This window comes from Rhodoferax potami (assembly GCF_032193805.1).
In the GTDB taxonomy this organism is placed as follows: domain Bacteria; phylum Pseudomonadota; class Gammaproteobacteria; order Burkholderiales; family Burkholderiaceae_C; genus Allorhodoferax; species Allorhodoferax potami_A.
The window spans coordinates 1,455,318-1,469,205 of record NZ_JAVBIK010000001.1; the positions used below are offsets into that span (position 1 = coordinate 1,455,318).

Here is a 13,888-nt window from a genome sequence, read left to right on the forward strand (position 1 = left end):
ATGGACCGCCTGATATACACCGCCATGACCGGCGCCAATGCGGCGGCGAGCCGGCAGTCGGTCATTGCCAACAACCTCGCCAACGTTTCCACCAACGGCTTTCGCGCACAGCTGGCAACGTACCGTGCGGTACCCCTGCGCGGCGAAGGCGCCACCACCCGGGTTTTTGCCCTCGAAGCAACAGCCGGACACCTCGACACCCCCGGCCCTGCCATGCGCACTGACCGTAGCCTCGATGTCATGGCCAAAGACGGTGCCTGTTTCGCGGTGCAAGGCCTGGACGGCACCGAGGCCTACACCCGCAACGGGCATGTGGAAGTCGCCACAGACGGCACACTGACCACCGGCAACGGGCTGCAGGTCCTGTCAAGCGACGGCTCCCCCATCACATCGCCCGCCGGGGCTGAACTCACCATTCAACCGGACGGCACGGTCAGCGCCAAAGTCGGCAACCAGCCGGCCAACGCCATCGGCAGGCTCAAACTGGTAGTTCCCACCCCGGAAGACCCACTCGTTCGCAGCGACGATGGTTTGTTCCGCGCCTTGTCCGGCGATCCGCTGAACAACGAAGACACCGCGCGCGTGCAGGCCGGCATGCTGGAAGGCTCCAATGTCAATGCGATCGAAGCCATGGTCGGCATGATCCAAACCGCGCGCCAGTTCGAAGCCCAAACCCGCCTCATGCAAACGGCCGAGTCAAATGACCGTTCTGCTGGGCAACTCTTGAACATGCAAGGATAAACACCATGATCAACTCGCTCTGGATTTCCAAAACGGGCATGGAAGCCCAACAAATGCAGTTGGACGTGATCTCCAACAACTTGGCCAACGTGTCAACCAATGGCTTCAAAAAATCGCATGCGGTCTTTGAAGACTTGATGTACCAGAACTTGCGCCAGGTCGGCTCCAATACGTCTGAGCAGTCTACCCTGCCCACCGGCTTGCAGCTCGGCTTGGGTGTGCGCACCGTAGCGACCAGCCGATCATTTGCGCAAGGCAACCTGCAACAGTCCAGCAACAATCTGGACGTGGCGATCCAAGGCAACGGCTTCTTTCAAGTCACCATGCCCGACGGCACCACCGGCTACACCCGCGACGGCGCCTTCCAGGTCGACAACACAGGTCGCATGGTCACCTCCAATGGACTGCCGATCTTGAACGGCATCACCGTTCCCGCCAACGCTACCAGCCTCGCGATTGCCCAAGACGGCAACGTGACCGTCACCATCCCCGGCAACGTGGCGCCCCAACCGATCGGCACCATCACCCTGGCCAGCTTTATCAACCCGGCAGGCCTGGAGCCCAAAGGGCAAAATATTTACGCAGAAAGCGCTGCATCGGGCCAGCCCAACGCCGGCACTGCTGGCGCTAACGGTCTGGGCACTTTGGCCCAAGGGTTTGTCGAGACCTCCAACGTCAACGTGGTCCAGGAACTGGTCACCATGATCCAGACCCAGCGGGCCTATGAAATGAACTCCAAGGCCATTCAAACCTCTGACCAGATGCTGCAAAAGCTCGGCCAGCTGTAAGGACGCAACATGACACACCGACGCCTACACCGCATCGCAGCCGCCGTGGCCATCGGCTTGCTGGCTGCGGGATGCCAGCAATTGCCGCAAAAAGTCGCCGTCGACTTTGTGGAGCCGCGCGTTCCTGCGGCGCCGATCGTTTCAGTGGCGTCCAAACCGGCCAACGGCAGCATCTACCAAACCGCTGCCTACCGCCCTGCCTTTGAAGACCGGCGCGCACGGCTGGTCGGCGACAACGTCACGATCCAGATCGTTGAAAACGTCACTGCCAGCCAAAAGTCCACCTCCACGGTCAATCGCAACACATCGATTGACTCCGCCATCACGGCCCTACCGGATCAAACACTGGCGGGCCTGGGCAAACTCAACATTGGCGCTGCGACCAACAACAACTTCTCAGGCAAGGGCGGCACCGAGAGTGCCAACACCTTTGCCGGGTCGATCACCGCCACCGTCATCGAAACACTGCCCAACGGGCACCTGATCGTGACCGGTGAAAAGCAGATCGGCGTCAACCAGAATGTGGACGTGCTCCGCTTCTCGGGCACCATCGACCCGCGGATGCTGCAACCCGGCAGCGTCATTAGTTCCACCCAGGTGGCTAATGTGCGCGTCGAGTCCCGCGGACGCGGCGCACAGGGCGAAGCGCAAACAGTTGGCTGGTTATCACGGTTCTTTTTGAGTTTTCAGCCCTTCTAAAGAAATCCAGAATAGTGCCGAGGGGTAACAGATCCAGTCGGATCGCCCCGTTAACCGACTCGGCACATGACACACTGGAACCACTTAGCGAACACCTTCCGCTCACAGCGCTGGGGCGGCTTGTTGGTGGCAATTGCCATGGCCGCAGCACCTGCGGCCCATAGCGCCAAACGCATCAAGGAAGTCGCCGCCATCGAAGGTGTGCGCAGCAACCAGTTGACGGGCTTTGGCCTCGTCATCGGCCTCGATGGCACCGGTGACCAAACCACCCAGATGCCTTACACCACGCAAGGCCTCAAAAACTACATGGAGCAGCTCGGGCTCACCCTGACGCCTGCCTCCCAGAACCAGTTGCAAATGAAAAACGTGGCGGCCGTGCTGGTCACCACCCAGCTGCCCGCATTTGCCCGGCCAGGGCAACTGCTCGACATCAATGTCTCCTCCCTGGGCAACGCCAAGTCCCTCAAAGGTGGCACCTTGATCGCCACCCCCCTCAAAGGAGCCGATGGCGAGGTCTATGCCATGGCACAGGGTAATTTGATCGTGGCCGGTGCCGGCGCCTCAGCGGGCGGCAGCAAAGTGCAGGTCAACCACCTGAGCGCCGGGCGTATTCCGGATGGTGCGCAAGTCGAACGCGCCGTTCCCACCAGCTTGCAAGACGGCCCCACCATCAACCTCAGCCTGAGCGCGTCGGACTTCCAGACCGCTCGCAAGGTAGCCCAAGCCGTCAACACCCGTTTCGGCCCCGGCGTGGCTCAAGCCCTGGACGGGCGGACGGTGCAGGTCAAAGCCCCCACCAACCCCAACGACCGTGTCAGCTTCATTGCCGATATGGAAGAGCTGCCGGTCGACAACTCGGTCGCTGCCGCCAAAATCATCATCAACTCGCGCACCGGCTCTATCGTCATGAACCAAGCGGTCACCCTGGGTGCCTGTGCGATCGCCCACGGCAACTTGTCGGTCAGCGTGTCGTCCAGCCCCGTCATCAGCCAGCCCAACCCGCTCTCGGGTGGGCAGACCGTGGTGGGTGAAAAGGCCAATATCGAGATCAAGCAAGACGCCGGCAAACTCATCCAATTGCCCCAAGCAGCCCAGCTGACCGATGTGGTCAAGGCCCTGAATTCGCTGGGCGCGACCCCCCAAGACTTGTTGGCCATTTTGCAAGCGATCAAATCGGCCGGTGCCTTGAACGCGGAGTTGGAGGTGATTTGACATGAGCTACGGTTCTGCCCTCGGCTCCACGCCGATATCCAGCGCCCAAGACCTGGTCGCTGATGCCCGCTCCCTGAGCGCCCTCAAAGCCGGTGCCGACAAAGCCACGCCGGACACCATCCGGGAAACCGCCAAACAGTTCGAATCGCTGTTCATGCGCGAACTCCTCAAAAGCATGCGCGAAGCGACCATGAAATCCGGCATGCTGGACAACGCCGGCAGTGACCTTGGCACCGACCTGTTCGACCAGCAAATGTCGGTCAGTATGTCCGGCCAGCCCGGCGGCCTGTCCGACCTGATTGCCCAGCAGCTCAGCCGCCAGATGGGTGTAGAAATGCCCGGCTCCACCGTCGGCATGGCTAACAGCAGCAGCCTGCAGCCTGTCAAGGCACCCGACACGCTGACCCCGAAAAGCAGCGTCGGCAAACTCACCGCATCCGATATGGCACTGACGCCGGTCGCCCCCAAAAAGGCGCCCACCAGCACCCAGGCGGATTTCGTTTCCAAGCACACTGATGCTGCCAACAAAATCGAAAAGGCCACCGGCATTCCTGCCAGCTTCATGCTCGGCCAGGCGGGTCACGAAACAGGCTGGGGCAAACACCAGATCAAGAACAAAGACGGCAGCAACTCGTTCAACCTGTTCGGCATCAAGGCAGGATCTAGCTGGACCGGCAAAGTCGCCGAAATCACGACCACCGAGTATGTGAATGGCGTCGCGCAAAAGAAGGTCGCCAAATTCCGCGCCTACGACTCTTTTGAAGACTCGTTCAAAGACTACGCCCGCTTGATTTCAGACAGCCCGCGCTACGCCAAGGCACGCCAGCAAACCCAGTCCGTCACGGCCTTTGCCACCGGCCTGCAAAAAGCCGGCTACGCCACCGACCCCGAGTACGCAGCCAAACTGAGCCGCGCCATCAACACCACCTTGCATCTGCGCCGCGCGCAAGTGCAGGCGTAATCGAGCCAGCGACAGACTATGAGCGTCCTCAATATCGGCACCCGGGCTCTGCAGGCCAATCAGATCGCCCTGCAGACTGCCGGCAACAACATCGCCAACGTCAACACGCCCGGCTATTCGCGCCAAAGCGTGGTGCTCACCGCGGTGGAGGGGCAGTTCAGCGGCGGTGGCTACGTCGGCAAAGGCGTGGATGTGCAAACCATCCAACGCAACTTCAGCGCCTTCCTGACCCGCCAAGCCACATTGGCCAGTGCCACCCAGAGCGCAGATGTCGCCCGCTCCAACAAGCTCAACCAGCTGCAAGACATTTTCTCGGGGGGTAGCACCGGCCTGGGCGCCGCGGTCAGCGACATGATGAACGCGTTCTCTGACGTCGCCAGCGCCCCGACCGACCTCACCGCCCGCACCGTGGCACTCACCCGTGTGGACGAAACCGCAGGGCGCTTTCGCGCTGCTTCGCAGGCAATTCAGGATTTGCAAGCCGGCGTCACCCAAGAGATTCAGCAAAAGGTCAACAACATCAATATGCTGGCCCAAAGCATTGCTGATGTGAACGATGAGATTGCCCGTGCGCAAGGCAAAGGCCAGCCGCCTAATGATTTGCTCGATCGCCGGGACCAACTGGTCCGCGAACTCAACCAATACGTCCAGACCACCTCCATCGCGGCGGACGACGGCAGCGTTGGCATCTTCCTCGCCGGCAGCCAGCCCCTGGTTCTAGGCACCAAGGTTTCGCCCCTCACGGTGGTGAGTGACGATTTTGGCGACCCGCTCAAAAGCAAGCTCTCCATCACCCGCGACGGCCAGCAGATACTGCTAGACGAGAACGCGCTGGGGGGCGGCGAAGTCTCGGGTCTGCTGCGTTTTCAAAACACCGATCTCACCGAGGGACGCAATCTTCTGGGACGTTTGTCGCTGGCCATTACAACCCAGATGAACCAGCAACACGCGCTAGGTCTGGACCTCGACGGCAACGCCGGCGGCCCCCTGTTTACCAGCGTCACCCTGCAGGCGCCGGACAACATCCGCACCCCCACACCGCCCGCCAACCCCAACTCCAACCCCTTGGTGGCGGTCAGCATTTCGGTAACAGACTCTACCCAACTCGCGGCTTCCGACTACACCATCAATTTCAATTCCGCCACGAGCGGAAGCATCATCCGCCTCTCAGACGGCAAGGTCACCAATTTCAACCAGACGCTGCCCTCCACCACATTGGCCACGGTCGATGGCATCACCTTTGACATGCCCAGCTCCGGCGCGGTGCCGCCCCAGGTGCCCGCTGCCGGCGACCGCTTTCTGATTCAGCCCTTCAACACCGCAGCTGCCAACGTGGATCGCGTTTTTTCCACCCCGCGCCAGCTGGCGGTGGCCAGCCCGATCGCAGGGGCCATGGGCACTACCAACAAGGGGAGCCTGCAGCTGGTGTCACTCACCGCGCTGAGCAATAACCAAGGGGCAACGCCCCACGCGCCGGTCACCCTCACCTTCACGAATGCGACCACGTACACACGCAGCGACGAACTGCCCGTGGCCAATGCAACCACCTACACGTTCAACCCCAGTACCCCCATCACTGCGGTAGACCCACTGGCCAACTGGAGCCTGAAACTCACCGGCACCCCCAAGGCGGGCGACACGTTCACGGTGGTCGACATCAAAGACCCGGCGTACAAACTCGACCTCAAGCTCAACGGCGGCAATGCCACGGCCATGATGAACCTGCGCGACAAAGCCATGTTCGACGGTGCAGCCATGACCGATGGCTACGCCAGCGCGATTTCGCAAATCGGCATCCGGACCCAAAGCGCAGGCTATTCGGCCACCGTATCAAGCTCGATTGCAGCCAACCTCGAACAGGACCGCAGCGCCGTGTCAGGCGTCAATCTTGACGAAGAGGCCGCCAAGCTCATCCAATACCAACAGGCGTACCAGGCCTCTGCCAAGATGATCCAGATCGCCCAGAACATATTCGACACCCTGATTCAGGGCTTGGGCCGTTAAGGCCTGAAGGAGAACTTTCATGGCTGTGAACCTCTCGCGCCTCGCATCGGCCAACACGTACGACAACGCCATCAGCAACCTTGCCAAACGGCAAACCGCCTTGTCGAACCTGCAAGAAAACCTCACCTCCGGCAAAAAGGTGGTGCGCGCCAGCGACGACCCGACCGGCGCCGCCCAGGCCGAGCGGGCACTCACCCGGCTGGCCCGCATTGCGACCGACCAGCGCGCCCTGGAGGCCCAGCGCAACACCATTGCCAACGCAGAGAGCACCTTGGGTGATGTGGTCGATGCGCTCCAACAATTCCGCGAACTGGTGGTCAGCGCCGGCAACGGCAGCCAAAGCCCGGCCGAGCGCAAAACGATTGCCAACCAATTGCAGGGCCTGCGCGAGCAGATCCTGAACTACGCCAACCGCAAGGACACCAACGGCCAGCCACTCTTCGGCGCTTTGGCAAGCGCTGCCGAGCCTTTTGTAGGCCCCACGGCAACCGCCCCCGACTACACCTATAACGGCCTGCCCGGCCAGGCCGCCACCAGCAACAACGCCATCGTGAGTGCGCTCGACGGCGAGAGCGCTTTCATGACCCAGACCGCGCGCGACGGCGTTTACAACGTGAGCACCAGCACCATTGCCAGCGGTCGCAGCCTGACTACAGGCAACGTGACGGTGACGGATGCAAGCCTGGTAACCCGCGCGACCTACAAAATCACCTTCGGCCCGGTGACAGCCGGGGCCACCGCGGGCACCAGTTCTACCAGCTACATCATCGAAGAAATCCCGGCCACCGGCGACCTGCCAACCTTCCCCGGTCCGCCCTACCAGGTAGGCCCCTTCACGGTACCGGACTACCCCACCGGCAAACCGGTGTCTGTGTTGATTGCCGACCAAGTCGGCCCGCCCGCTATTACCGGCATGCCCGGTCTCTCGCTCACCATCACCGGCACGCCGGCCGACGGCGATGTGGTCACCGTTGACCCCAACCCCAGCATCTTCAGTGTGATGGACGACGCCATCCGCGACATCGGCGGTGCCGCCAACTCAAATGCCGCCACCCAGGCCGTCGGCCAGGCAATCTACAACCTCGACATCGGCATGAACCGGGTGTCCGCCATCCGGGGCCAGGCAGGCGACTTGCTGAACAGGGCTGATCGCATTACCTCGAACCAGGAGAGCAAGAGCATCCAACTCGAAGCCGACCGCTCACGCGCGGAAGACCTCGACATGATCAAAGGCATTGCCGACTTCCAGAACCAGCAAACCGGCTACCAGGCCGCCTTGCAGTCGTACGCGCAAGTGCAAAAGCTCTCGCTATTCAACTTCATCAGCTAAGGCCATGAGCAGCTCGGTCCTTGGCAGCATCACCATCGGGTACGAAGCCCTGTGGGACCAATGGCGCAAGCGCATGGGGGTGCGGCTCTGGCTGGACCCGGACAGCAGCAGCGCGGTCGATGCCACCCACCTGATCGAATCCCTCCAAGAGCTCTGGCCGGCATCCCGCGAGATTTGCCTGCTCCATGCGCGCACCCCCAGCCTGCTGGCCGACTTGCTGGACCACAGCAGCGCGCCCAACATCTGGGTCGAAGTGCCCGAGCACTGGCTCAACGACGCCCTGTTGGCCGGCCGTGTGCGCAAGGCACAGCAACGTGGCGTCAAGCTGGTGTGGTGCGGCGAGCCGGGCGAGCGCCCGCAGGCCGACATGGCGCAGTGGTTTCACTCCACCGTGCTTTCGCTCACTCCAGCACAAGCGCTGGGTGCACTGCGCGCAGCCCTGCAACGCAGCCAGGACGGCAGCAGCGCTGCGTCGCGCCCGCCAGAGAGCCCGGTGCAAAGCGGGCAACTGTATGAATCCTTGGCAAGCCAAGCCCTGGTGGAGCATGCGCTCGACCAGCAGCATGTGCGCGCGGTATCCGGCTGGCCGGCAGAAGAGGTGTTGTACGCCTACCGCTACCGCCAGATCCAGCCCGCCCGCCAGGCGCTGCTGGACTTGGTCAAGGCGATCGATGCGGACGAATCCCTCGACGCTCTGGAACACGCCATGGGCCGCGAGCCCTTGCTCTGCTACCGCTTCATGCGCTTCGCCAACTCGGCCGCCTTGGGCCTGCGCAACGAAATCGGCAGCCTGCGCCAAGCCTTGATGACCCTCGGCTACAGCCGCTTACGGGCGTGGCTGATGGAGCACCTGCCCCATGCCAGCGCCGACAGCAACATCGACCCCATCCGCCACAACATGGTGCTGCGCGCCCGCATCATGGAGCACCTGGCAGACGCCGGTGTCGAAGACGAGCTGCGCCGGGAGGTATTTTTGTGCGGCGTGTTTTCGCAGGTCGATGTGCTGCTGGGCGAAAACCTGGGCGCAGCACTGCACCGCTTGCCCCTGCCGGGGCGGGTCGCATCTGCGGTGGTGGGCCAGACTGGCCCTTACGCGCCGTGGTTGGAAGTCGCAGCTGCGCTAGAGGGCCGCAACACCAAGGTCATCCGCGAGGTCTGCCGCGCCCACCAGATACCGGCCGACGAGGTCAACCGCGCACTCTTGCGGGCACTGGCGCAGCACTAGCCACGAGCCGGCTCATTTTTTGAGCCACATCAGCCGCTAGCCCTCGTTTTACATGCGTCATCAGCTACTAAATTCATAGCAACTACACCGCCAGCTGCCCATCCAACTTGAAGATGGACACGGTCTGGACCAGCGCCCGGGTTTGGGTTTCCAGGTTCTGGGACGCTGCGGCGCTCTCTTCCACCAAGGCTGCATTTTGCTGGGTCGTCTGGTCCAGCTGGGTGACGGCCTCGCCGATCTGGGCAATCGCACGCTCCTGCTCCGCGCTGGCGTGGCTGATTTCTTCCACCATATGGCCGACCCGCTGCACCACCTCCACCACATCGCGCATGGTGGCGCCGGCCTCGGTGACCAGGTTGGTTCCGGAGTTCACCTGCACCACACTGTCCTGGATCAGCTGCTTGATCTCTTTGGCCGCTTCGGCGCTGCGCTGGGCGAGGTGGCGCACCTCACTTGCCACCACCGCAAACCCGCGGCCCTGCTCACCGGCGCGAGCGGCTTCGACGGCGGCATTCAGCGCCAGGATATTGGTCTGAAAAGCAATGCCATCGATCACGCTGGTGATTTCACCAATACGCCGTGAGCTCGCGCTGATGCCTTGCATCGTGTCCACCACCTGCGCCACCTGGGCACCGCCCCGGTGCGCCACCGCGCTGGCGTTGCTGGCGAGTTCATTGGCGGCCTGGGCGCCTTCGGCGCTCTTGCGTGCCGCGCCGTTGAGCTCTTCCATGGTGGCGGCGGTTTCCTCGAGGGCGCTGGCCTGCTCTTCGGTGCGCTGGCTCAGGTCCATGCTGCCGGTTGCAATTTGCTGCACACCGGTGGCGAGGTTGTCACTTGCGGATCGCACCCGCCCCACGATCTCCACCAGACTGCCTTGCATCGCTCCCATGTAGGCCAGCACACTGCCTTCGGGCGCACCGGCAAATTGGGCTTTCGTAGTCAAGTCGCCATGGGCCACGCTCTCGGCGGTCGCCCGCAAATCAGAAGGTTCAGCGCCCAGCGCCCGACCCAAGTAGCGGATCATGGCCGTGGCCATGATCACCGCAGCCAACAGCGCCACCAAGGCAACACCTGCCAGCAACTGCAGGTTGCGGTGGAAAGAAGCCTCCGCTTCGGTCACCATCATTTGCGAGCGCTCGGTCGCGTAGGCGGCGTATTCCTCCGCCTTGCTCACCAAGGCCACCAGCAACGGGCGGCACTCGACATTGATTTTTTGAATGGCTTGATCGCGCTGCCCTTTCATCGCCAAGTCGACCACGGCCAAGGCTACTGGCTCGTACTGGGCCTCCACTTTGGCAATCTCTGCGACCAAGACGCGCCCGCGTGCTGTCTCGTCGGCATCCTGCATCCGTGTGGTCAGGGCGGCCAGCTTGGCGCCCACTTGCTTGTTGGCGGCCACCACGAGGGTGAACTCTTGTTGCTTGTCAGACTCGTTGGCCGCATTGACCAGGTTTCTGGCGTGCACCGCGCGCTTGAACACCGCGGCTTGCAGCTCCTCGGCAAGGGTGGAGCGGGCATTGACCCCCTTCACAAAACTGGACATGTCGGCATGCATCGCGTTGGTTGAGCGGTAGCCCATCCAAGACACCAGCATCAAAAAGCCGATCATCAGTCCAAAGGCCAGACTGAGTTGGGCGCGGATCGTGAGTGGAGAAGACATGGCAACACCTTGTAAAAGCAGGTGTCTTTACTTTACGCCCAAATTACCGTTTTAGTCAAATTTTTTGTTTTTGAATTAAATTTGCCTAATTCGCCTTTTGCTTGAATCGCAGTGACTCATCGCGCAGCCGGGCAAAGGTTTTCCAGAACTGTGCCTCTTGGGTACACGCAAAATTGATGCGCATCAGGCTGCTGGGCGTGCGCTGCGCATGAAACAGGGCGCCGGGGGCGAGCAGGTAGCCCTCGTCCAACATGCGCTGGCTCAGAGCGTCGGTGTCCACCCCGGTCTCCACCCAGCCAAACAAGCCCACCGGGTCCGATGCAAAGGTGCAGCCGTGGGCCAGCGCCAGCTTCACGCTGCGGGCGCGCGCAGCATCCAGCTGGGTGCGGATGCGCTCGGCGTGCCGGCGCAGCTGGCCTTGGTCGATGCACCAGGCAATGGCTTTTTCCAACAAGGCCGGCGTGGTCAGGGTGGAGAGCAGCTTGGTGTCGAGCAAGCGCTCGGCCAGGTCTTTGGGTGCAGCCATGTAGCCCACGCGCCAATTGGGCGCGAGGATCTTGGCAAAGCCCGCCACATAAATCGTGCGCTGCAGCCCGTCCAGCGCGCACAAGCGGGTGGCGTGCTCGGGGGCAAAGTGGCTGTAGGTGTCGTCTTCGACGATATGAAAATCGTGCTGATTCGCCAACTGCAGGATGCGGTAAGCGCTGCTGGGCGAGAGGCAAAAACCGGTGGGGTTATGGAACACGCTCACGCTCACAAACAGCTTGGGCTTGTGCACTTCGCAGTACTTGGCCATCACCTCCAGGTCCGGCCCCTCGGCGCGGCGCGGCACCGGCAGGATGCGCATGCCCAAGGCGTCCAGCCGCGCAAACTCCACCGCCCAGCCGGGCTCTTCGACCATCACATAGTCACCCGCGCGCAGCAGGGTGCGGCTCACCACGTCCAGCGCATGGGTGGCGCCCATGGTGGTGATGATCTGCTCCGGCGCAGCGTGCACCGCCAGCCCCGCCAGCTTGGTAGACAGCGCTCGGCGCAGCCCGATGTCGCCAGCCGGCTCGCCGTATTGCAGCGAAAAGGCGTTCAGCGCTTCCACACTGCAACTGCGGCGCACCGCGGTGGCCAGAAAGGTGGTCTCCAGCCACTCCTTGGGCAGCACGCCCATGCCGGGCTGCGGCTTGTTGCTCACGCCGTGGAACATGCCGCGTATCAGCGCTGTGGCGTTGAGCGGCGCGCGCTGGCGGGGCATGGTCAGCACCAAACTGCCGCCTTCCGCGCCAGCCTCATTTGCTCCTGAAATCATAGCTACACGCGCACCATCCACCTGGGCTAATGGCACATCTCGCACATAAAACCCGCGGTTGCGGCGCGCCTCGATCAGGCCTTGGGCCAGCAGCTGGTCATAGGCGGTCACCACGGTGGACGGGCTCACCTTTTGCTGCTGGGCACACAGGCGCACCGAGGGCAGGCGCGCGCCGGGCGCCAGCAAGCGGTCGCGAATGCGCTGGGCGAACACAGCGCAGAGCTGCTCGGCCAGGGTCTGGGCGGCGGTTTTCATCAACATGGGGCGGTCCCTTGGGGTGGCGCTGTAACGGTCGTGCCAGCAATACAGATTGCAGGCTGTTTAGCAAAACTGTACTGCAACTGTGTTGTTTTTCAAAGTACAGTGAATCGCATGAACTCCAAAAACGAAACACGCGGCCTCTGGCTGGGCCTGCTTGGCGTGGCGATCTTTGCCATTACCTTGCCCATGACCCGCCTGGCCACCGGCACCGCCGACGCGCCCCAGCTGTCGCCCTGGTTTGTGACGCTGGGTCGCGCGGCGCTGGCCGGCGGTTTGTCGATTGTGTTTCTGCTGGCCACCCGCTCGCGCTGGCCTACCGCCGCCGAGTGGCGCCCCTTAAGCATTGCCACGCTAGGCAATGCGCTGGGCTTCCCGCTGCTGATCGGCTACGCACTCCTCACCATCAGCGCGAGCCACGCCGCCGTCATCATTGCGCTGCTGCCGCTGGCGACTGCGGTGGTGGCCGCCATCGTCATGCACCAACGGGCACGGCTGGGCTTTTGGCTGAGTGCCTGCATTGGTGCCGCGCTGGTGGTGGGCTTTTCGCTCTACCGCGCCACGCAGCATGGCCCGAGCCTGGCCCTTGAGTGGGGCGATGTGCTGATGCTGGGCGCCGTGGTGTCTGCCGCGCTGGGTTATGTGTATGGCGCCAAGGTCACCCCCACGCTGGGTGCCGAGCAGGTTATCTGCTGGGTGTGTGTGCTGGCGCTGCCCGTCACCCTGCCGGGTGCCTGGCTCACCTGGCCGGAGCAGGCGGTTCGCGCCAGCTCCTGGTGGGCACTAGGATATGTGGGGGTGTTCTCGATGTGGGCGGGCTTTTTTGCCTGGTACCGCGGGCTGGCGCTGGGCGGCACGCTCAAGGTGAGCCAGGTGCAACTGCTGCAACCGTTCTTGAGCATTCTGGCGGCCATCCCCCTCTTGGGCGAGTCGTTAGACCTGATGACGGTGGGCTTTGCACTGGCCGTGGTGGCTACCGTGTTCATCGGCAAGCGGTTTGCCTCCAGCCCCGTGCCCCCACCTGCGCCCCGGGCCAGCCCTACCGACCTGCCAAGGGCCACGCCATGAACACCGAAACCCTTTTCGCCGCCGGCCTGTTTGCCGTGGTCAGCTCGGTCACACCCGGGCCTAACAACACCATGCTCATGGCCTCGGGCGTGAACTTCGGGTTCCGGCGCTCGCAGCGCCACCTGTGGGGTGTGAACCTGGGCTTTACCTTCATGCTGCTGTGTGTGGGCCTGGGGCTGCACTCGGTGCTGGACCGGTTTCCGCAGTTTTACGATGTGCTGCGCTACCTGGGCTCGGCCTACATGCTCTGGATTGCCTGGAAGCTGGCCAGCGCACGGCCGGCGCCCACCAGCGGCGCCACCGCAGCAGAGCCCGGCAACCCGGCCATCTTGCGCCCCATGGGGTTTTGGGCTGCCGCCGCCTTTCAATGGATCAACCCCAAGGCCTGGGTGATGGCGGTGACCTGCATGAGCACCTACCTCTCGCCCAACGCCGGAGCGGCCCAAGTGGCGCTGCTGGCGGGCCTGTTTATGGTGATGGGTGCGCCGTGCTCCGCGTTTTGGGTAGGCTTCGGGCTGGCCATGCGCGGCCTGCTGCAAGACCCGCTGCGCCTGCGCATTTTCAACATCACCATGGCGCTGGCCCTGGTGGCCTCGCTCTACCCTATGCTCAAGGGCTGACTCCGTATTTTTTCAAGAGACG

12 protein-coding genes are annotated in these 13,888 nt (G+C 62.8%); 10 read left to right on the forward strand and 2 right to left on the reverse strand.

All coding sequences use genetic code 11. The features are described 5' to 3' along the window. The 8 genes from RAE19_RS06910 to RAE19_RS06945 all read left to right on the forward strand — a co-directional run bounded on the left by RAE19_RS06910 (nucleotide 1) and on the right by RAE19_RS06945 (nucleotide 8,960). Nucleotides 1-741 (forward strand): flagellar basal body rod protein FlgF, encoded by a 741-nt coding sequence (locus tag RAE19_RS06910; RefSeq protein WP_313874198.1) that lies wholly within the window; start codon nucleotides 1-3, stop codon nucleotides 739-741. 5 nt (nucleotides 742-746) lie between these two features. Beyond that, nucleotides 747-1,529 (forward strand): flagellar basal-body rod protein FlgG, encoded by a 783-nt coding sequence (gene flgG, locus RAE19_RS06915; RefSeq protein ID WP_313874199.1) that lies wholly within the window; start codon nucleotides 747-749, stop codon nucleotides 1,527-1,529. A 9-nt stretch (nucleotides 1,530-1,538) separates the two neighbouring features. Beyond that, nucleotides 1,539-2,228 carry a flagellar basal body L-ring protein FlgH gene (locus RAE19_RS06920; protein WP_313874200.1) on the forward strand — a complete coding sequence of 230 codons (690 nt, stop codon included), beginning with the start codon at nucleotides 1,539-1,541 and terminating at the stop codon, nucleotides 2,226-2,228. 138 nt (nucleotides 2,229-2,366) lie between these two features. Continuing rightward, a complete protein-coding gene (locus tag RAE19_RS06925) occupies nucleotides 2,367-3,440 on the forward strand; it encodes a flagellar basal body P-ring protein FlgI (protein WP_313876191.1) in 1,074 nt (357 codons plus the stop codon). Between the two features lies 1 nt (nucleotide 3,441). Beyond that, nucleotides 3,442-4,401, forward strand: coding sequence for a flagellar assembly peptidoglycan hydrolase FlgJ (gene flgJ, locus RAE19_RS06930; RefSeq protein WP_313874201.1), 960 nt, complete (start codon nucleotides 3,442-3,444; stop codon nucleotides 4,399-4,401). A gap of 18 nt (nucleotides 4,402-4,419) precedes the next feature. Continuing rightward, on the forward strand, nucleotides 4,420-6,405 hold the full coding sequence (gene flgK / locus RAE19_RS06935; RefSeq protein WP_313874202.1) for a flagellar hook-associated protein FlgK: 1,986 nt from the start codon (nucleotides 4,420-4,422) through the stop codon (nucleotides 6,403-6,405). A gap of 19 nt (nucleotides 6,406-6,424) precedes the next feature. Beyond that, nucleotides 6,425-7,735 carry a flagellar hook-associated protein FlgL gene (flgL, locus tag RAE19_RS06940; RefSeq protein ID WP_313874203.1) on the forward strand — a complete coding sequence of 437 codons (1,311 nt, stop codon included), beginning with the start codon at nucleotides 6,425-6,427 and terminating at the stop codon, nucleotides 7,733-7,735. 4 nt (nucleotides 7,736-7,739) lie between these two features. Then, entirely contained in the window at nucleotides 7,740-8,960 is a 1,221-nt protein-coding gene (locus tag RAE19_RS06945; protein WP_313874204.1) for an HDOD domain-containing protein, read from the forward strand. Nucleotides 8,961-9,042: 82 nt separating this feature from the next. Here the strand turns inward: RAE19_RS06945 and RAE19_RS06950 are convergent, their stop codons facing one another. Further along, nucleotides 9,043-10,620 (reverse strand): methyl-accepting chemotaxis protein, encoded by a 1,578-nt coding sequence (locus RAE19_RS06950; RefSeq protein WP_313874205.1) that lies wholly within the window; start codon nucleotides 10,618-10,620, stop codon nucleotides 9,043-9,045. An 85-nt stretch (nucleotides 10,621-10,705) separates the two neighbouring features. Next, complete coding sequence (locus RAE19_RS06955; RefSeq protein WP_313874206.1) at nucleotides 10,706-12,181, reverse strand: PLP-dependent aminotransferase family protein; 1,476 nt, start codon at nucleotides 12,179-12,181, stop codon at nucleotides 10,706-10,708. A 111-nt stretch (nucleotides 12,182-12,292) separates the two neighbouring features. Between RAE19_RS06955 and RAE19_RS06960 the strand changes: the two genes are divergently transcribed. Then, the gene (locus tag RAE19_RS06960) at nucleotides 12,293-13,246 is read left to right on the forward strand and encodes a DMT family transporter (protein WP_313874207.1); all 954 of its coding nucleotides are present in this window, start codon (nucleotides 12,293-12,295) and stop codon (nucleotides 13,244-13,246) included. Continuing rightward, nucleotides 13,243-13,866, forward strand: coding sequence for a LysE family translocator (locus RAE19_RS06965; RefSeq protein ID WP_313874208.1), 624 nt, complete (start codon nucleotides 13,243-13,245; stop codon nucleotides 13,864-13,866). Before RAE19_RS06960 ends, RAE19_RS06965 begins: the two co-directional genes overlap by 4 nt. The last annotated feature ends 22 nt before the right edge of the window (nucleotides 13,867-13,888 follow it).